The following is an 18774-nucleotide window of genomic DNA, read 5'->3' as shown; positions in this document are numbered from 1 at the left end:
CAGCGTCGCCTTGGTCGCGCGCGTGCGCGGCCTTGTGTCGCTGGTGGAGGCCGTTTTGCGTGGGACACGACGGGTTTTCACATCGTCGCTCATATCCGCCCCTTTTCACGCAGCACGCGCTCGATCACTTCCGCCGAACGCGCGGCCGTATTCTGGCGCAACTGCTCGTGAATCTTCGTGAAGCGGGCCTGCAGCGACTCGCGAAGCGCGGGGTCCGTCAATTGCTGCCAGACGGCATCGGCGAGAGCCTCGGGCGTCGCAAAATGCTGCAACAGCTCCGGCACGACGAACTCACCGGACAGAATGTTCGGCAAACCCACGTACGGCAGATAGCCCTGGCGCTTCATGATCTGCGCCGTCAGCCAAGGCACCTTGTACGAGATGACCATCGGCTTCTTGTAAAGCGCGGCTTCCAACGTGGCCGTGCCGCTGGCAAGCAGCACGCTGTCGGCGGCTTCCAGGGCAAGCGGCGCACGGCCGTCGGTGACCGTCACATTCAGATCGGCGTGGGCATCGAGGATCGGTTGCATCATCGTGCGCAGACGCGGCGTGGCCGCCGGCAACACAAAACGGATCGACGGTTCGCGCTTCGCCAGCAATCGCATCGCCGCGAAGAACACCGGCGTCAGACGCTGCACCTCCGATGTCCGGCTGCCCGGCAGGATCGCCACGACCGGCCCGCTGCCCTGCAACGCCAGCTTGGCGCGCGCGCCGGCCACGTCGGGCACCATCGGGATCTTGTCGGCCATCGGATGCCCGACGAACGTCGCATCGATGCCCGCGCGGTGGTAAATCTCCGGCTCGAACGGGAACAGACACAGCATGTGGTCGACGGCGCGCTTGATCTTCTTGATGCGCCCGCCCCGCCACGCCCAGATCGACGGACTCACGAAGTGGATCGTGGGGATGCCCGCCTCGCGCAGCTTGATCTCGAGGTCGAAATTGAAGTCGGGGGCGTCGAAACCCACGAACGCCAGCGGCTTCTCTGCGAGCCAATGCTCGCGAAGCTGCTTGCGGATGGAGAGAATTTCGCGCAGATGCTTGATGACTTCGACATAGCCCATGACGGAGAGCTTGTCGATCGGCCAGTAGGCGTCGAAGCCCTCTTCCGCCATATGCGGACCGCCGACGCCCGCATACGCGATGTCGGCCGGAAGACTCTGCTTGAGACCGGCAAGTACGTTACCGGCAATGAGATCGCCGGACAGCTCCCCGGCCACCATCGCCAGAGTTCGCTGGCCGGCGCCGGGAAGGGTCGGCGGCATAGGTCAGCGCACGATACCGCGGGTGCTGCTGTTGAGGAAATCGAGCAGCGCGCGCACGGCTTCGAATACGTCCGGCGCACCCGCATTGCCGAAGGCTTCGATCTGCACCTTGGCTTCGTCGAGTGTCAGACCACTCTTGTAGAGCAGCTTGTACGCGTGACGCAGCGCAGTGATCGCATCGGCGGTGAAGCCGCGACGACGCAGCCCTTCGACGTTGATGCCGTAAGGCACGGCACGGTCGCCCGAAGCAATGACGAACGGCGGCACATCCTGCACGAGCACCGAGGCGCCACCGACCATCGAATGCGCGCCAATGCGCACGAACTGGTGCACCCCGGTCATGCCGCCAATGATGGCCCAGTCGTCGACATGAACGTGACCCGCCAATTGGGCGTTGCTCGAGAACACCGTATGGTTGCCAACGTGGCAATCATGCGCGATGTGCACATAGGCCATGATCCAGTTGTCATTGCCCATGCCCGTCAGGCCGCCATCCTGCACCGTGCCGGTGTGGATGGTGGTGAATTCGCGGATCGTGTTTCGGTCGCCGATCACGAGCCGGGTCGGCTCGCCGGCGTACTTCATGTCTTGCGGAGCACCGCCGATCGACGCGAACGGGCCGATCTTGTTGCCCTCGCCTACCGTCGTATGCCCGTCGACGACCGTATGCGCCAGAATCTGCGTACCGGCACCGATGGTCACGTTCGGCCCGACGATCGAGTACGGACCGACGGCAACGTCGTCCGCCAGTTGCGCCTTCGGATCGACGACCGCAGTGGGATGAATATTCGTCATGAGCGTCTAAATTCCGGTTACTCGCCGTTCTTCTTGACCATGCACATGAACTCGGCTTCCGCCGCGAGCTTGCCATCCACCAGCGCCTTGCCCTTGAATTTGTAGAAGCCGCGCCGCTCGCTCAGGAAATCCACGTCGAGAATGAGCTGGTCACCCGGTTCGACAGGACGCTTGAAGCGAACGTTCTCGATACCCACGAAATAGTAGAGCGTGTTTTCGTCGTGCACGGCCTCTTCGGAGAACGTGAGCAGCGCGGCGGCCTGCGCCAGCGCTTCCACGATCAGCACGCCCGGCATCACCGGACGCTGAGGATAGTGCCCCGTGAAGTACGGCTCGTTGATCGTGACGTTCTTGATGACCTTGATGTTGGCGTGCGGCTCCAACGCGATCACGCGATCTACCATCAGCATCGGATAACGATGCGGCAGCAGTTTCAGGATCTTGTGGATGTCGATATTGATATTGGTCTCGCTCATTTCTCTTGCAGGTCTTTGACCTTCGCTTCAAGTTGACGCACGCGGTCGCGCATCTTGTCGAGATTGCGCATGATGGCCGCGTTTTTGTTCCATTCGGCGTTCGGAATCGCCGGAAACGCGCTGGTATAGGTCCCGGGGCCGGGAATCGATTTCGACACGCCCGACTTGGCCGTCACGATGACCCGGTCGCCGATCGTCACATGCCCGGCCACGCCCACGGCGCCGCCCAGCATGCAGAACTTCCCGATGGTACTGCTCCCGGCGATGCCCGTACATGCGGCGATCACCGTGAACGCACCCACGCGCACGTTGTGCGCGATCTGAACCTGGTTGTCGATCTTGCAGCCGCGCTCGATGACCGTATCGGCCATCGCACCACGGTCAATGGAGGTCGAAGCGCCGATTTCCACGTCATCTTCGATCACCGCGCGACCCACTTGCGGAATCTTGACCCATTCGCCGCCGGTAGCGGAGAAATCGGGGGCGAAACCGAAGCCGTCCGAACCGATCACGGCGCCGGCGTGGATCACGCAACGCGCACCAATGACGCTCGTGTGGTACAGCGTGGCATTCGGATAGACGAGCACGTCGTCGCCGAGTGTCGTGCCGCGACCGACGAACACGTTCGCCACGAGGCGAACCCGCTCCCCGAGTCGTACGCCCGCCTCGATCACCACGTTCGGGCCGATCACGCACGATGCCGGCACCACGGCTGTCGCATCGACGACGGCGCTCGCGTGAATGCCCGCAGGCGTGACCGGTGCCGCCGCCTCCGCGAACATCTGCGCCACGCGCGCGAAGTAAGCGTAGGGATTCGGCGCAACGATCCACGCGCGACCTTCATGCGAAGGCAGCTTGTCGAAATCGGCCCTGGAAAGAATCACGGCCGCCGCGCCCGAATTGGGCACTTCGGCCAGATAAAGTGGATTGGACAGGAACGCCAGTTGACGTGCGCCGGCCTTGTCGAGCGGTGCCAGACCCTCGACCGCGACCTCACCGTCGCCCACCAGGTCGCCGCCGAAACGAGCGACCAGCTGGGCCAGTGAGACCGATGGCTGAGGAGGTTTCGCGCTCGATGCCGTCATGGACTGCGCGCCCGTCACTTGCCGCCGGCGCCGCTACCCGAACCTGCGTTCAGGGTCTTGAGCACCTTGTCCGTGATGTCGATACGCGGGCTGACATAGACCGCTTCCTGCACGATCAGGTCGTACTTGTCCGTCTCGGCAATCTGCTTGATCACGCGGTTGGCGCGATCGAGAACCGCGGCGAGTTCTTCGTTACGACGCTGATTCAGGTCCTCACGAAACTCGCGCTGCTTGCGCTGGAACTCGGTGTCGGCAGCGGCCAGATCGCGCTGACGCTTGGCACGCTCGGCGTCGGACAACGTGGGGTTGTCCTTGTCGAGCTTGTCCGACATCGCCTTGAGACGTTGCGCCATGCCCTGAAGATCCGAGTCCCGCTTGGAGAACTCGGCTTCGAGCTTGGCTTGTGCGGCCTTGGCCGGTGCGGAATCGCGCAGAATGCGATCCGAATTGACAGCGGCGATGCGCGCATCCTGGGCCATGGCAGCAAATGCTGCACCAGCCAGCAACGCCGCGGCGACGCCGCGAAGGCAATGCTTACGGATACCGTTCAATGTATTACCCCTCACAACGATGAAACATTCGGAACCGGTCGAGTCACCGTCGTTAGAACGACGTACCGACCTGGAACTGGAATTTCTGATACTGGTCGCCCGTCTTCTTGACGAGCGGGAAGCCCATCGAGAGCTTGAGCGGGCCAATCGGTGAAATCCACGACAGGCCGAAACCGTAAGAATAGCGCAGGTTATTGAAGGTAATCGCCTGCCCGTTATCGAACACGTTACCGCCATCGAGGAACGTGAAGATACGCAGCGTGCGGTCATAACCCGTACCCGGCAGCGGGAACGTCAGTTCGATGTTACCGATCAGCTTCGAAGCCCCCCCCAGCGGTTCGCCGTTGGTGTCCTTCGGCCCCAGCGAGCTCGGCTCATAACCACGCACCGAACCGATACCGCCGGCGAAGTAGTTCTTGAAGATCGGGAACGGCTGACCGCCCATCCCGTGACCGTAGCCAACTTCGCCGTTCAACGCCAGCGTGAAGCCGCGGCTGACCGGGTAGTAGTACTGGTGCTGGTAGTACGCGCGGAAGTACTTGGTCGTTCCGATCGGCGTACCGACTTCGATGTTGGCCTGCTGGTAGTGACCGCGGTTCGGGATCAGCGCGCTGTCACGCGAATCGCGCGACCAACCGATCGTCAGCGGGTAGTTGTTGCTGACGTAGCCGAACTGGTTCGCGTAGTCGACGTAGCGCTGCGGCGTCGTGCCGTCGCTGGTCAGGTGCAGACGCGTCTGTTCGAAACCGATGCCGAAGAACACGGTGTCGACTTCCGAGAACGGCACACCGAACTTCAGGTTGCCGCCCAGCGTGTTGATACGGAAATCCGAATCGCTGGTCAGCAGCAGCGGCTGATACGTACGGTAGTACACGTCGGTAATGCGGCTCACACCGTCGACGGTGAAGTACGGGTCGACCTGCGTGACCGCCAGGGTACGGTACGTCTTACCCGTATTCACGTTCACCGACAGCGACGTACCCGAGCCGAACACGTTGTCCTGGCTGATACCGGCCTGCAGCACCACCTTGTCGGTCGACGAGAAGCCGGCACCGACGTTGATCGTACCGGTCGGCTTTTCTTCGACCTTCACCTGGAGATCGACCTGATCGTTCGAACCGGCCACCGGCTCGGTCGTCACGTTCACATCGGTGAAGTAGCCGAGACGGTTGATACGATCCTGCGACAGCTTCAGGCGGTCGGCGTCGTACCACGAGCTTTCAAGCTGACGCAGTTCGCGGCGGATCACTTCGTCACGCGTGCGCGAGTTACCGACGATGTTGATCTTGCGAACGTACACGCGACGACCCGGATCGATCGTCAGCGTCAGCGCCACAGTGTGATTGTTACGGTCGATGGTCGGCTGGGCATTCACGTTGGCGAACGCGAAGCCGTAGTTGCCGAGCATGTCGGAGATCGCCTTCGTGCTGGCCTGCAGTTTGGCTGCCGAGAACGTATCGCCTGCCTTGAGCTGCACGAGCTTCTGGATGTCGTCCTGCTTGCCCAGCATCTCGCCGGTCAGCTTGACGTCCGAGACCTTGTACGGCTCGCCTTCGTGCAGGTTGATCGTCAGGAACATCTCGTCCTTGTCCGGCGTAATCGAAACGTCGGTGGAGTCGATGTTGAATTCCAGGTAGCCGCGGTTCAGGTAGAAGGAACGCAGCTTCTCCAGGTCGCCCGTGAGCTTGTCCTTGGAGTACAGATCGTTCTTCGAGTACCAAGACAGCCAGTTCGGCGTGCCGAGTTCCATTTCTGCCCGCAGATCCGAGGACGAGAACGCCTTGTTGCCGACGAAGTTGATCTGCTGGATCGTGGCCTTCGGGCCTTCGGTCACGGAGAACTGGATACCCACGCGGTTACGCTCGAGCGGCGTGACCGTCGTCTTCACCTCGGCAGCGTAGTAACCGCGCGTGAGGTATTGACGCTTGAGTTCCTGTTCCGATTTGTCGAGCAGGTTGCGGTCGAAGGTGCGACCTTCGGTCAGACCGACCGAGCGCAGTGCCTTCTTCAGACCGTCCTTGTCGAATTCCTTGATGCCGAGGAAGTCGATGGAAGCAATCGCCGGGCGCTCGTTGACGTGCACCACCAGCACGCTGCCTTGCGCTTCAACGCTCACGTCCGAGAACAGCCCCGTTGCATAAAGGGCACGAATTGCTTCGGTGCCCTTATCGTCGTTGAACTTGTCGCCGGGTTTGACGGGCAGGTACGAGAACACTGTACCCGGTTCGATCCGCTGCAAGCCCTCCACTCGGATATCCTTGACCACGAACGGCTCGACGGCCCGTGCCAGGAAACTGTGTGCCGCCAGAACCGCAATCACCAGGGTCTTCGGAACAAGGTGGTATTTATTCGACAACTTGCTTCCCCAAGAAACAATTGAATCGTAAAAAACTCGGATTTGCCTGCGACCGGCAGGCGCGTGACGCTGTCTAGTGCAACAACTTCGACAGGTCATTGAAAAGTGCTACGGCAGAAAGTGCGAGGATGCAAACGATGCCCACTCGTTGCAGCACACCCTGCCACCGCTCGGAAACAGCCCGGCCGGTAATCGCTTCGACCGCATAATATAACAGATAGCCACCGTCCAAAACCGGAATCGGCAACAGATTCAATACGCCCAGGCTAATGCTGACAAGCGCCAGAAAGGCTACGAAATAATCGAGCCCGAGTCGCGCCGAACGTCCTGCGTAGTCCGCAATCGTCACCGGGCCGCTAAGATTCTTGAGCGATGCCTGCCCGGTAATCATCTTCCCGAACATCCGTACGCTGAACGCCGTCACGTCCCAGGTGCGTTGCGCCCCCCGGCCGATGGCCTCGAACAGACCATAGCGGACCGTCACCGAATCGATCTGGCTGGACAACGCCGCACCAATCTTGCCCACACGTACCCCGCCGGCTTCGGCCGGATCGACTTCCGCACTCGGTGTCAGCGTCACGTTGCGCACGGCGCCATCGCGTCGCACGGTCAACGTCATCGGCTTGCCCGGATGGGCGCGCACGGCGTCGACCAGCGCCTTGGCCGAGATCACGGGACTACCATCCACTGCCGTGATCTCATCGCCCACACGCAGCCCGGCAGCGCCAGCCGCTCCGCCAGCGATAAGTTGCCCCACCGTCACCCGTGCCGATGGCACCAGCCCCAGGCGTTGCATGAAGTCCTGCTCGCCGTCGGCATCGAAATGCTGCCCGGCGGCATCGAGCGTGAACTCGCCACGGCCGTCGCGGGTGCGCGCGACCAATGTGACACGCTGGCCTTCGATCATCGGGTCGACCAGACGCCAGCGAAGATCCTCCCAGGAGCGCACAGGCACCTCGTCGCCGACAGCTTCATCGGGACTGCTGCCGTTTTCCCGCACGCCCGTGATCAGCTCGCCACCGGACAGCCCGGCGCGCGCCGCAAGCGTACCCGCCGCCGGCGGCGCCACGCGGGCGACCGGCTCGGCCACCCCCACCAGGTTCAACCCGGCATACAGCGCGATGGCAAGCAGGAAATTGGCGACCGGACCGGCTGCCACGATGGCGAAACGCTTGTAGACGGACTGCTGATTGAAGGCGCGCGCCCGGTCTTCGGGGGCAACGATCTGCGTGTCGTCACGCTCGTCGAGCATGCGCACGTAGCCGCCGAGTGGCAGCGCGCAGACCGTCCACTCCGTCCGGTCGCGCCCCATTGTCCACTTGAACAACGGCATGCCGAAGCCCACGGAGAAACGAAGCACCTTCACACCACACAGGCGCGCGACCGTGTAGTGGCCCAGCTCATGGAACACCACCAGCACGCCAATGGCGACGGCAAACGCGAGCAACGTGGACAGCAGAGTCATGAGCGAGTCGGGCCCCGAAGACGTTACGACATAGGATCAGGCGTCAGGCCGCCGGGGCCGGCAGCTTGGCGACGATCGCCGTCGCCAGTTCGCGCGCGCGACGATCGGCTTCCAGCACCACGTCGAGCGACGTGGCTTCGCCGACGGCCACGGCGTCGAGCACCTGCTCGACCACTTGCCCGATGGCGGTGAAGCGGATGCGCCCTTCCAGGAACGCCGCGACGGCAATTTCGTTGGCAGCATTGAGCAATGCCCCCGCCGTGCCGCCGCGATGCAGCGCGTCGAACGCGAGACGCAGGCACGGGAAGCGTCGCAGATCCGGCGCCTCGAACGTCAGCTTGCCGATATCGGCCAGATTCAGGCCCGGCACGCCCGACGTCACCCGATCCGGGAACGCCAGTGCGTGGGCGATCGGGGTACGCATGTCCGGGTTGCCGAGTTGCGCCAGCGTGGAGCCGTCCGTATAGGTGACCATCGAGTGGATCACGCTTTGCGGATGGATCAGGACTTCGATCTTCTCCGGCGGCATATTGAACAGCCAGTGGGCTTCGATGACTTCGAGCCCCTTGTTCATCATGCTGGCCGAGTCGACGGAAATCTTGCGGCCCATGACCCAGTTCGGGTGCGCGCAGGCCTCATCGGGCGTCACATTCTCCAGCGAAGCCAGCTCGCGCTCGCGGAACGGACCACCGGACGCGGTCAGCACCAGCTTCTCCACGCCACGGGTCGAAATGCGGTCCTCGTCCGACACCTGCGGCAGGCACTGGAAGATGGCGTTGTGTTCGCTGTCGAGCGGCAACAACGTCGCACCGGCGCGCTCGGCCGTCGCCATGAACAGCGCGCCCGAGAGCACCAGCGATTCCTTGTTCGCGAGCAGGATACGCTTGCCCGCGCGTGCGGCAGCGAGCGTCGACTGCAGTCCGGCGGCGCCAACGATGGCCGCGACGACCGTCGTCGGCTCGGGTGCCTGCGCGATATCGATCAGCGCTTGCGGGCCATGCGTGACTTCGACTTTCAGCCCCGCATCGGCCAGACGGGCCGCCAGCGAGCGAGCCCCCTCGGCGTCGGCCACCACGGCCACTTGCGGGCGATGCGCGACGCATTGCTCGAAGAGGCGATCCAGGTTGCGGTGCGCCGACAGCGCGTAGACGGAGAAACGGTCGGGATGGCGCCCCACGACATCGAGCGTGCTAACGCCGATGGAGCCAGTGGAGCCAAGAATGGAGAGACGTTGCGACATGATCAGACGAAGAGCAGAGCCAGCGGGAGCACCGGGAGCAAGGCATCGATTCTGTCGAGCACGCCCCCGTGGCCGGGCAGCAGCGCGCTGGAATCCTTCACGCCGGCCTGCCGTTTGAGTTGAGATTCGAACAGATCGCCCACGACCGAGAACGCGACCAGCAGCGTCAGCGCCAATGCGCCGAGTGCCAGACCCAACGTGCTCGCGAGATGGGAAACGATCGTCGGTGCCTGCAGACCGCTGGCGAGCACCGCCGCAGCGGCAACCAGCACCAGCAACCAGCCACCGATCGCCCCTTCCCAGGACTTTCCGGGGCTGATGGAAGGCGCCAGCTTCCGACGACCGAACGCGCGGCCGGCGAAATAGGCGCCGGTGTCGGCAAGCCAGACAATCACGAGCACCGACAACAGGAACGCAACGCCGCGCTCACGCGCCAGGCACAACGCCTGCCACGCGGCGATCAGCAGTACCGGGCCGGCGACGAGCAGCAAACCACGCCAGGCACCTTTGGTCGCGGGCTTGCGCGCCAGCGTGTAGGGACCGGCGAGTATCCAGAAGACGGCGGCAGGCTTGAGCCAGATCGACGACAGCGTCCAGCCGCCGGCCCATGTCAGGCCCACGCCCAACAGCGCCAGCGCACCGTAAAACACGGCGCCCGTTCCGTTGAGCCCGACCAGCCGGCCCCACTCCCAGCCGGCCGCCGCGACGATCACGGCGGCAAGCAACGCGAACTGCGCCGGCGTACCGACGAAGATCACGGGCAACAGAATGGCGAGAAGTACGACAGCGGTAATGACGCGTGTCTTGAGCATCAGGCGGAGTGTCCCGAGGGGTTCTGGACTTGCGCGCTGGTACGGCCGAAACGGCGTTCGCGCTGCTGAAACTCGGCGACGGCCCGCTTGAGCGTATCGGCGTTGAAGTCCGGCCAGAATTCTTCGGTGAAATAGAGCTCAGTGTACGCCAGTTGCCAGAGCAGAAAATTACTCACGCGCTGGTCGCCGCCGGTACGGATGAAGAGATCCGGCTCGGGCGCATACGCCATGCTCAGATAAGGTGCGAGATCGTCTTCGCTGAACGACGTCTCGAGCGCAGCCGCCCCGCCCTGCGCCACGCGCGCAGCGGCAAGCTTCCGGGCGGCTTGCAGAATATCCCAGCGTCCGCCGTAGTTGGCGGCGATGGTCAGGGTGAGACCCTTGTTGTCCTGCGTGCGTTCTTCGGCACGCCGGACCAGTTCCTGGATGCGCGGCTCGAACGCTTCGAGCGCCCCGATCACACGCAAGCGGATACCGTTGCTGTCCAGCTTCCCCACTTCACGCTCGAGCGCGAGAATGAATAGCTGCATCAGCGTCGACACTTCGTCCTGCGGCCGGCGCCAGTTCTCGGAACTGAACGCGAACAGCGTCAAATACTCGACGCCGAGTTCGGCACAGGCCGTGACGGCTGCACGCACCGCATCGACGCCGCGCTTGTGTCCGGCCACGCGGGGCAATTTACGACTGGTAGCCCAACGCCCGTTGCCATCCATGACGATGGCAACGTGGCGCGGGATGCTCGCTGTCTCGGGAACAGAGAGCGAAGAGCTGAGAAAACCCATTGAGGTACGGCGCGGTAGTCGAGCGCGAAAGTCAGCGGAGATCTTGCGGTGAATGCCGAGGCACTCAGACCGTCATGATCTCGGCGTCCTTTTGCTTGACCAGTTCGTCGATCTCGGCAACGAACTTGTCGGTAAACTTCTGAACGTCGTCACCACCACGGCGCTCATCGTCTTCCGAAATCTCCTTGTCCTTGACGAGCTTCTTGAGTTGCTCGTTGGCATCGCGACGCAGGTTGCGCACGGCAACCTTCGCGTTCTCGCCTTCCGACTTGACCAGCTTGGTCATTTCGCGACGACGCTCTTCGGTCAGTTGCGGCATCGGCACGCGAATGAGATCGCCCTGCGTTGCCGGGTTCAGACCCAGATCCGACTCGCGAATGGCCTTCTCGACCTTCGCAACCATGTTCTTTTCCCACGGTTGCACGCCGATCGTGCGAGCGTCGACGAGGCTCACGTTGGCAACTTGGGAGATAGGCACCATCGAACCGTAGTAATCGACCTGGACGTGATCGAGCAGACCCACGTGTGCGCGGCCGGTACGGATCTTCGCCAGGTTGTTCTTGAACGATTCGATCGAGCTCTTCATCTTTTGCTCGACATTCTTCTTGACGTCAGCAACGCTCATGGCAACCTCCAAACCTTGAATTGATACGCAAACATAAATGATACGGCGTCGGCGCGCCAATGCACGCCGACGCCGCAATTTGAACTCAAACGTGGACGAGCGTTCCCTCGTCCTCGCCCAGGATCACGTGCTTGAGCGCGCCCGGTTTCACGATCGAGAACACGCGCACCGGCATCTTCTGATCGCGACACAGCGCGAAAGCGGTCGCGTCCATGACCTGCAGGTTCTTCGAGATGGCCTCGTCGAAGCTGATGGTCGAATACTTTACCGCGTTGGGATCCTTCTTGGGATCGGCCGAGTACACGCCGTCGACCTTGGTCGCCTTGAGCACCACTTCGGCGCCGACTTCCGAGCCGCGCAGTGCAGCGGCCGTGTCGGTCGTGAAGAACGGATTGCCCGTACCGGCGGCGAAGATCACGACTTTGCCCTCTTCGAGCTGACGGATGGCGCGCGGACGGATGTACGGCTCGACAACCTGGTCCATGCGCAGCGCGGACTGTACACGCGCTTCGATGCCGGCGTGACGCATGGCATCCTGCAGCGCCAGGGCGTTCATCATCGTGGCCAGCATGCCCATGTAGTCGGCCGTGGCACGATCCATACCCGCGGCACCGCCTGCCACGCCACGGAAGATGTTGCCACCGCCGATCACGACGGCCAATTGCGTGCCCAGGCGAACGACTTCGGCGATATCGCCAACCATGCGCTCGATGGTCGCACGATTGATGCCGAATGCATCGTCACCCATGAGGGCTTCACCAGAAAGCTTGAGAAGTACGCGTTTGTAAGGAGTTGACATGGCGGTCCTTAAGGAGTCTGGTCGGGCACTGTGAGGGTATTCTGGATGAAACAACGGGGACGGCACCGCCGCCCCCGAATACTACGGTACTGCGCGAATTACGACTGCTTTGCAGCGGCAACCTGAGCGGCCACTTCCGCCGCGAAGTCGTCCTGCTTCTTCTCGATGCCTTCGCCGACCACGAACATGGTGAAGTTCTTGACCGACGTGTTGTTGGCCTTGAGCATCTGCTCGACGGTCGACTTGTCGTCCTTCACGTACGCCTGGTTGAACAGCGAGACTTCCTTCAGGAACTTCTGCACGCTGCCTTCCACCATCTTCGCGACGATCTCGGCCGGCTTGCCCGATTCGGCAGCCTTCTCGGCAGCGACCTTGCGCTCCTTCTCGATCAGTTCCGGCGAGACCTGATCGCCCGACACGGCCACCGGCTTCATGGCGGCGATGTGCATGGCGACGTTCTTGCCCACTTCGGCGTCGGCACCTTCGTACTCGACGACCACACCGATACGCGTGCCGTGCAGGTACGAGGCCAGCTTGCCCGACGTCTCGTAGCGCTGGAAGCGACGGATCGTCATGTTCTCGCCGATCTTGCCGATCAGGTCGGCACGCACCTGGTCAACGGTCTTGCCGTCGAGCGGCAGTGCCGACAGGGCAGCCACGTCGGCCGGGTTGTTCTCGGCGACCAGCTTGGCCACGTTGTTGGCGAAATTCAGGAAGTCGTCGTTCTTCGAGACGAAGTCGGTTTCGCAGTTGATTTCGACCACGGCACCCTTGCCGCCGTCGATGTAGGCAGCGATCACGCCTTCGGCCGTGATACGGCTGGCGGCCTTGCTGGCCTTGCTACCCAGCTTGACACGCAGGATTTCTTCAGCACGGACCATGTCGCCGTCGGCTTCGGTCAGCGCCTTCTTGCATTCCATCATCGGCGCATCGGTCTTGGCGCGCAGTTCGCCCACCATTGCTGCAGTAATTGCCGGCATATCGTTACTCCTGTATATCGAATCAGAGTCGGGAGGGAATGGCGCCCGGACGGCCACACGGCCCGTCTCCGGCGCCCCGCGCACCCGACGCGGGGAAATCGGACTAAAAAAAAGGGGCGCCACAAGCAGCCCCTTTTGTTACGCAGCGGTGGCCGCTTACGCCTCTTCGTTCACTTCGACGAACTCGTCGCCGTCGCCGCGCACGGCTTCCACGACTTCCTTGACGGCGTTTGCACGGCCTTCGAGGATCGCGTCGGCAACGCCTTGAACGTACAGTTCAACGGCCTTGCTCGAGTCGTCGTTACCCGGGATGACGTAATCCACGCCGTCCGGCGAGTGGTTCGTATCGACCACGGCGATCACCGGAATGCCGAGCTTGTTGGCTTCGGTGATGGCGATCTTGTGGTAGCCGACGTCGACGACGAAGATGGCGTCGGGCATGCCGCCCATTTCCTTCACGCCACCGATCGACTTCTGCAGCTTGGCCATTTCGCGATCGAACAGCAGCGCTTCCTTCTTGCTCATGCGCTCTTGCTCGCCGGCTTCCAGAGCCTGCTCCATGTCCTTGAGCTTCTTGATCGACGACTTCAGGGTCTTGAAGTTCGTCAGCATGCCGCCCAACCAACGGTTGTTGACGTAGGGCATGCCGGCACGTGCCGCGGCTTCCGCCACGATTTCACGCGCTTGACGCTTGGTACCCACGAACAGGATCGTGCCGCGGTTTGCTGCCAGTTGACGCACATACTTCAGTGCGTCCTGGTACATCGGCAACGTCTTTTCGAGGTTGATGATGTGAATCTTGTTGCGATGGCCGAAGATATAGGGGGCCATCTTGGGGTTCCAGAAACGGGTTTGGTGACCAAAGTGGACGCCCGCTTCCAGCATCTGACGCATCGTGACAGACATGTGATTCTCCGTAAGGGTTAGGTCTTAGACCGGCTGCCGTACCCGCTTCTTCAGACTGCCACACAGCTTTGCATGACCCGCCTGCGAAGTTCGGGCACCCTGGGTGCGCCGGCCCGCGATTTCAAAAATTCCAAGCCGAAGACAGTAAAGTGCCACCGGAGCACCGCCGGGCGCAGCGCCTTTCGGCACCACATTGGGGCAAAAATACCCCGAAAATCCGGCGGAGACCCTTGAAAACCAAGGGGAAACCCTTGGGTTTATTGACAACTCGTCCTCGACTTAGCCCGAGATTATAGCATCGCAGCACGCCAGCACTCAAGTCGCTCGTGAACTTCCGATGACATGTGCAAAACGCCCGGCGTGCGCCGCTTTCCAGCCGCTTTCCAGCCGCATTCGCATCCGCATTCGCATCAATACGCAGCCCATCCGGGCAGGCTGCGCGAACATCGGAAATTCCGCCTCGGAACACTCCGAAATCCACGCCGGACGGGGCCAAAACCGTCCATTGGTGCGATAATGCGGCATTGTTTCTGCAATTTGTCCGATTCCGCAATGGCCATCACTCTGAAGAATGCTCACGACATTGAAATGATGCGCGTCGCCTGCCGCCTGGCCAGCGAAGTGCTCGATTTCATTACGCCGCACGTGCGTGCCGGCGTCACCACCGGGGAGCTCGACCGGCTTTGCCACGAGTACATGCTCAAGGAACAGGGCACGGTGCCTGCGCCGCTGAACTACCAGCCGCCCGGCTACCCGCCCTACCCCAAGGCCACGTGCATCTCGGTCAACGACGTGATCTGTCACGGCATCCCGGGCGACAAAGCGCTCAAGAACGGCGACGCCCTGAACATCGACATCACCGTCATCAAGGACGGGTATTTCGGCGACACCAGCCGCATGTTCATCGTCGGCGAGGGTTCGATCCTCGCGAAGCGCCTTGCACAGGTGACGTACGAATGCATGTGGCTCGGCATCAATCAGGTGCGCCCGGGTGCGCATCTGGGCGACATCGGCCAGGCGATCCAGACGCATGCCGAAGCGCAGGGTTACAGCGTGGTGCGCGAGTACTGCGGCCACGGCATCGGCCAGGTGTTCCATGAAGACCCGCAGATCCTGCACTACGGACGCCAGGGCACCGGCATGGAACTGCAGGCCGGCATGATCTTCACCATCGAGCCGATGATCAACGCCGGCAAGCGCGAGATTCGGACGATGCCCGATCAATGGACCGTCAAGACGCGCGACCGCAGTCTGTCGGCGCAATGGGAGCACACCATTCTCGTGACGGAGACCGGCCACGAAGTGCTCACGCGCTCGGCACTCACCCCGCCGCCGCCGCCCGGTTCGTCGTTCGTGACCTCGTTTGCTGCAGCCTGAGATTGACACGTCCGGCCGCCGATGATCCCGGCGGCCGCCCGGCCTGACCCGATATTTCACCCCAGGAAGCCGCCATGCACGCGCGTGCGCACGCCCCCTCTCCGCTACGTCAGGCGCTCAAGGAACGCAAAGCCGAACTCGTCGAGCGCTTTTCAACGCACGGCAAGATCGACGCGCTCCTGCACGGCCTGTGTCAGGCCGTCGATCAGGCCATGCGCGACGCCTGGGTCGAGTGCGAAATGCCCCCCGGCCTGGCGCTCGTCGCGGTCGGCGGTTACGGACGCGGCGAACTGTACCCGTACTCCGACGTCGATATCCTCGTGCTGCACCGGAATACTGCCGGCGAGGCGCTGACGTCGCACGTCGAGCCGTTCATCGGCTTCCTGTGGGACATCGGCGTCGAAATCGGCTCCTCCGTGCGCACGGTCGACGAGTGCATCACCGAGGCACGTGCGGACATCACGGTACAAACGAGCCTGCTCGAAGCGCGTCTGCTCACCGGTGATCAGGCGCTCTTCGACGAGTTCGAACAGCGCTTCTCGTCCGACCTCGATCCGCGCGCCTTCTTCCGCAGCAAACAGCTCGAGATCCGCCAGCGGCATGCGAAGTATCAGGACACGCCGTACAGCCTGGAACCGAACTGCAAGGAAAGTCCTGGCGGATTGCGCGACCTCCAGGTCATTCTCTGGATGACGAAGGCGGCGGGGCTGGGGAATAGCTGGGCGGAACTGTTCGCACGCGACCTGCTCACCGATCGGGAACTGAAGGAGTTGCGTCGCAACGAGCAATTCCTGAAGGGCCTGCGCGCGCGACTGCATCTGCTCGCCCGCCGTCGGCAGGACGTGCTCGTCTTCGACATGCAGACGTCGCTCGCCCAGAGTCTCGGCTTCGACGCGACGACCACGAAGCGCGCCAGCGAGCAACTCATGCGGCGCTACTACTGGGCGGCAAAGGCGGTCTCGCAGCTCAATACGGTGCTGTTGCTCAATGTCGAAGCGCGCCTGTTCCCGCAGACGAGCGGTGTGACGCGCGTGATCAATGAGCGCTTCGTCGAAAAGCAGGGCATGATCGAGATCATCGACGACGAGTTGTACCAACGTCATCCGAACGCGATTCTCGAGACGTTCCTGCTCTATGAACAGGTCGTCGGCGTGAAAGGCCTCTCGGCACGCACGTTGCGCGCGCTCTACAACGCGCGCGAATTGATGAACGCGCAATGGCGAGCGGATGCCGAGAACCGCCGCACGTTTCTCGCGATCCTTCAGCAACCGCAGGGCATCACGCATGCATTGCGATTGATGAATCAGACGAGCGTGCTCGGCCGCTATCTCATCAACTTCCGCCGGGTGGTCGGACAGATGCAGCACGATCTGTATCACGTCTACACGGTGGATCAGCACATCCTGATGGTCGTGCGTAACATCCGCCGCTTCGCCGTGGCGGAGCATACGCACGAGTATCCGTTCTGCAGTCAGCTGATCGCGAACTTCGACCGGCCGTGGGTGCTGACAGTGGCCGCCCTCTTCCACGATATCGCGAAGGGCCGCGGCGGCGATCACTCCACGCTGGGCATGGTCGATGCGCGACGCTTTTGCACGCGCCACGGCATCGACAAGGAAGACACCGAACTGATCGTGTGGCTGGTGGGCGAGCATCTGACGATGAGTACCGTCGCGCAAAAGCAGGACACCACCGATCCCGACGTCATTCGGCGTTTCGCGGAGAAGGTTGGCAGCGAGCGACGGCTGACCGCCCTGTACCTGCTGACGGTGGCCGACATTCGCGGCACCAGCCCGAAGGTGTGGAACGCCTGGAAAGGCAAGCTGCTCGAAGACCTCTACCGCCTGACGTTGCAGGTGCTGGGCGGCGCCAATCCGGACCCGCACTCGCAATTGAAAACGCGCAAGGAAGAAGCGCTCGGACTACTGCGCCTTTACACCGTGCCCGAGCGGGCGCAGGAAGCGCTCTGGGACACGCTGGATGTGGCCTACTTCCTGCGCAACGATCCGGCGGATGTCGCGTGGCAGACGCGTCACCTGTGGCGCCATGTCGACAGCAACGTGCCGATCGTGAAGGCACGTCCGTCGCCGATTGGCGAGGGGCTGCAGGTGATGGTCTATGTGCGCGATCAGGTGGATTTGTTCGCGCGCATTTGCGGCTATTTCGAGCGCAAGGGCCTGTCGATTCTCGACGCCAAGGTGCATACGACCAGCCACGGATTTGCGCTGGACAGCTTCCTGCTCACCGACCCGGGCCTCGACACGAGCTATCGCGACATCATCAATCTGGTGGAGAGCGAACTGGTGTCGTTGCTCACGCGCGTCGAGCCGCTGGCCGAACCGAGCAAGGGGCGCTTGCCCCGCCGCTCACGCAGCTTCCCTGTCACACCGCGCGTCGATCTTCGCCCCGACGAGCGCGGCCAGTACTACCTGCTGTCGGTGTCGGCCAACGACCGCACTGGCTTGCTATACGCGGTCGCTCGCGTGCTTGCGCGTCACGGCGTAAGTGTGCGGACTGCCCGTATCAATACCCTCGGCGAACGTGTCGAAGACACGTTCCTGCTCGACGGCAGCCGTTTGCAGGACAATCGTCTGCAAATTGCCGTAGAGACCGAATTACTCGAAGCATTGGAACCATGAGCGATACCCCGCGCGCCAAACTGAGCGCCAAACATCCCCGCACCCTCGACAAGACCCGCGCCCCCGTGCGGTCGTCCAGCGCACTGCGCCGCCCGACCAAATCGGTGCCGGCGTCGATGCTCGACGCCACGGGTGTGAAGAAGCCCGCCAAGCCGGCGCGCCCGCGTCCGGCAGACGACGCTGCAACCCCGACCGGCGCCCGCCGCCCTGCCGGCAGTGGCGCCGCCCCGCGCAAGCCGGCACCCGGTGGCGCCAAGCCCTACGAGAAACGCCCCACCACCGGGGAGCGTCCGCCCGCGCGAGGTCAGCGTGAGCGCGTCGCGGGTGCGCGTCCGGCACGATTCGACGACGAATCGCGCCCGCGTCGTTTCGATGAAGACCGTCCGCGTCGTGCAGGCGAAGGTGGTGCCCGCGGTGACTTCGCTCGCCCCGCCAAGCGTGGTTTCGATGATCGTGCGCCGCGTCGCTTTGACGAAGACCGTCCCCGTCGTGCGGGTGAAGGTGGCGCGCGTGGCGACTTTGCTCGTCCTGTGAAGCGCGGCGCCGATGAGCGCGCACCGCGTCGCTTCGACGAAGATCGCCCGCGTCGTGCGGGGGAAGGTGGCGCGCGTGGCGACTTTG

Annotated in this window: 16 protein-coding genes and 1 pseudogene; 3 read left to right on the top strand and 14 right to left on the bottom strand. The window is 62.8% G+C overall.

Annotation, left to right across the window (positions count from 1 at the left end; all coding sequences use genetic code 11):
* Positions 1-89: 89 nt before the first annotated feature.
* From lpxB to rpsB, 14 genes are all read right to left on the bottom strand, one after another.
* Positions 90-1265, bottom strand: coding sequence for a lipid-A-disaccharide synthase (lpxB, locus tag ABWO90_RS24190; RefSeq protein WP_353193757.1), 1176 nt, complete (start codon positions 1263-1265; stop codon positions 90-92).
* A 3-nt stretch (positions 1266-1268) separates the two neighbouring features.
* Complete coding sequence (gene lpxA / locus ABWO90_RS24185) at positions 1269-2060, bottom strand: acyl-ACP--UDP-N-acetylglucosamine O-acyltransferase (RefSeq protein WP_353193756.1); 792 nt, start codon at positions 2058-2060, stop codon at positions 1269-1271.
* Between the two features lie 17 nt (positions 2061-2077).
* The gene (gene fabZ / locus ABWO90_RS24180) at positions 2078-2536 is read right to left on the bottom strand and encodes a 3-hydroxyacyl-ACP dehydratase FabZ (RefSeq protein ID WP_353193755.1); all 459 of its coding nucleotides are present in this window, start codon (positions 2534-2536) and stop codon (positions 2078-2080) included.
* A complete protein-coding gene (gene lpxD, locus ABWO90_RS24175; protein ID WP_353193754.1) occupies positions 2533-3621 on the bottom strand; it encodes a UDP-3-O-(3-hydroxymyristoyl)glucosamine N-acyltransferase in 1089 nt (362 codons plus the stop codon). Before lpxD ends, fabZ begins: the two co-directional genes overlap by 4 nt.
* Before the next feature lie 14 nt (positions 3622-3635).
* Positions 3636-4100: an OmpH/Skp family outer membrane protein gene (locus tag ABWO90_RS24170; protein ID WP_353193753.1), complete on the bottom strand. Its 465-nt coding sequence runs from the start codon at positions 4098-4100 to the stop codon at positions 3636-3638.
* Between the two features lie 124 nt (positions 4101-4224).
* Positions 4225-6528, bottom strand: coding sequence for an outer membrane protein assembly factor BamA (gene bamA, locus ABWO90_RS24165; protein ID WP_353193752.1), 2304 nt, complete (start codon positions 6526-6528; stop codon positions 4225-4227).
* Positions 6529-6601: 73 nt separating this feature from the next.
* Positions 6602-7993, bottom strand: a complete 1392-nt coding sequence (rseP, locus tag ABWO90_RS24160) for an RIP metalloprotease RseP (RefSeq protein WP_353193751.1) — start codon at positions 7991-7993, stop codon at positions 6602-6604.
* A 43-nt stretch (positions 7994-8036) separates the two neighbouring features.
* Positions 8037-9233, bottom strand: coding sequence for a 1-deoxy-D-xylulose-5-phosphate reductoisomerase (gene ispC / locus ABWO90_RS24155; RefSeq protein ID WP_353193750.1), 1197 nt, complete (start codon positions 9231-9233; stop codon positions 8037-8039).
* 2 nt (positions 9234-9235) lie between these two features.
* A complete protein-coding gene (locus tag ABWO90_RS24150) occupies positions 9236-10045 on the bottom strand; it encodes a phosphatidate cytidylyltransferase (RefSeq protein WP_353193749.1) in 810 nt (269 codons plus the stop codon).
* Positions 10045-10827, bottom strand: a complete 783-nt coding sequence (gene uppS / locus ABWO90_RS24145) for a polyprenyl diphosphate synthase (protein WP_353193748.1) — start codon at positions 10825-10827, stop codon at positions 10045-10047. The genes ABWO90_RS24150 and uppS overlap by 1 nt, the downstream gene beginning before the upstream one ends.
* Before the next feature lie 64 nt (positions 10828-10891).
* Positions 10892-11452: a ribosome recycling factor gene (gene frr, locus ABWO90_RS24140; protein WP_069344977.1), complete on the bottom strand. Its 561-nt coding sequence runs from the start codon at positions 11450-11452 to the stop codon at positions 10892-10894.
* Positions 11453-11537: 85 nt separating this feature from the next.
* Positions 11538-12251 (bottom strand): UMP kinase, encoded by a 714-nt coding sequence (gene pyrH, locus ABWO90_RS24135; protein ID WP_010803863.1) that lies wholly within the window; start codon positions 12249-12251, stop codon positions 11538-11540.
* A 98-nt stretch (positions 12252-12349) separates the two neighbouring features.
* Positions 12350-13231 (bottom strand): translation elongation factor Ts, encoded by an 882-nt coding sequence (tsf, locus tag ABWO90_RS24130; RefSeq protein ID WP_353193747.1) that lies wholly within the window; start codon positions 13229-13231, stop codon positions 12350-12352.
* 156 nt (positions 13232-13387) lie between these two features.
* Positions 13388-14137: a 30S ribosomal protein S2 gene (rpsB, locus tag ABWO90_RS24125; RefSeq protein WP_353193746.1), complete on the bottom strand. Its 750-nt coding sequence runs from the start codon at positions 14135-14137 to the stop codon at positions 13388-13390.
* A 552-nt stretch (positions 14138-14689) separates the two neighbouring features.
* Here rpsB and map point away from each other — a divergent pair.
* From map to ABWO90_RS24110, 3 genes and pseudogenes are all read left to right on the top strand, one after another.
* Positions 14690-15514 carry a type I methionyl aminopeptidase gene (map, locus tag ABWO90_RS24120; RefSeq protein WP_353193745.1) on the top strand — a complete coding sequence of 275 codons (825 nt, stop codon included), beginning with the start codon at positions 14690-14692 and terminating at the stop codon, positions 15512-15514.
* 74 nt (positions 15515-15588) lie between these two features.
* On the top strand, positions 15589-18153 hold the full coding sequence (locus ABWO90_RS24115) for a [protein-PII] uridylyltransferase (RefSeq protein ID WP_353193744.1): 2565 nt from the start codon (positions 15589-15591) through the stop codon (positions 18151-18153).
* A pseudogene (locus tag ABWO90_RS24110) lies at positions 18150-18774 on the top strand (hypothetical protein); the annotation flags it as partial. The gene ABWO90_RS24115 and the pseudogene ABWO90_RS24110, both read left to right, overlap by 4 nt.

It is taken from the genome of Pandoraea pnomenusa (assembly GCF_040391475.1).
GTDB lineage: Bacteria > Pseudomonadota > Gammaproteobacteria > Burkholderiales > Burkholderiaceae > Pandoraea > Pandoraea pnomenusa_C.
This window is presented reverse-complemented; position numbering and strand designations above follow the sequence as displayed.

What these genes read in the sequence shown, in the direction of transcription:
- lpxB (WP_353193757.1), bottom strand. Translation starts at nt 1,265, where the DNA reads ATGCCGCCGACCCTTCCCGGCGCCGGCCAGCGAACTCTGGCGATGGTG.
- lpxA (WP_353193756.1), bottom strand. Translation starts at nt 2,060, where the DNA reads ATGACGAATATTCATCCCACTGCGGTCGTCGATCCGAAGGCGCAACTG.
- fabZ (WP_353193755.1), bottom strand. Translation starts at nt 2,536, where the DNA reads ATGAGCGAGACCAATATCAATATCGACATCCACAAGATCCTGAAACTG.
- lpxD (WP_353193754.1), bottom strand. Translation starts at nt 3,621, where the DNA reads ATGACGGCATCGAGCGCGAAACCTCCTCAGCCATCGGTCTCACTGGCC.
- ABWO90_RS24170 (WP_353193753.1), bottom strand. Translation starts at nt 4,100, where the DNA reads ATGGCCCAGGATGCGCGCATCGCCGCTGTCAATTCGGATCGCATTCTG.
- rseP (WP_353193751.1), bottom strand. Translation starts at nt 7,993, where the DNA reads ATGACTCTGCTGTCCACGTTGCTCGCGTTTGCCGTCGCCATTGGCGTG.
- ispC (WP_353193750.1), bottom strand. Translation starts at nt 9,233, where the DNA reads ATGTCGCAACGTCTCTCCATTCTTGGCTCCACTGGCTCCATCGGCGTT.
- ABWO90_RS24150 (WP_353193749.1), bottom strand. Translation starts at nt 10,045, where the DNA reads ATGCTCAAGACACGCGTCATTACCGCTGTCGTACTTCTCGCCATTCTG.
- uppS (WP_353193748.1), bottom strand. Translation starts at nt 10,827, where the DNA reads ATGGGTTTTCTCAGCTCTTCGCTCTCTGTTCCCGAGACAGCGAGCATC.
- frr (WP_069344977.1), bottom strand. Translation starts at nt 11,452, where the DNA reads ATGAGCGTTGCTGACGTCAAGAAGAATGTCGAGCAAAAGATGAAGAGC.
- pyrH (WP_010803863.1), bottom strand. Translation starts at nt 12,251, where the DNA reads ATGTCAACTCCTTACAAACGCGTACTTCTCAAGCTTTCTGGTGAAGCC.
- tsf (WP_353193747.1), bottom strand. Translation starts at nt 13,231, where the DNA reads ATGCCGGCAATTACTGCAGCAATGGTGGGCGAACTGCGCGCCAAGACC.
- rpsB (WP_353193746.1), bottom strand. Translation starts at nt 14,137, where the DNA reads ATGTCTGTCACGATGCGTCAGATGCTGGAAGCGGGCGTCCACTTTGGT.
- map (WP_353193745.1), top strand. Translation starts at nt 14,690, where the DNA reads ATGGCCATCACTCTGAAGAATGCTCACGACATTGAAATGATGCGCGTC.
- ABWO90_RS24115 (WP_353193744.1), top strand. Translation starts at nt 15,589, where the DNA reads ATGCACGCGCGTGCGCACGCCCCCTCTCCGCTACGTCAGGCGCTCAAG.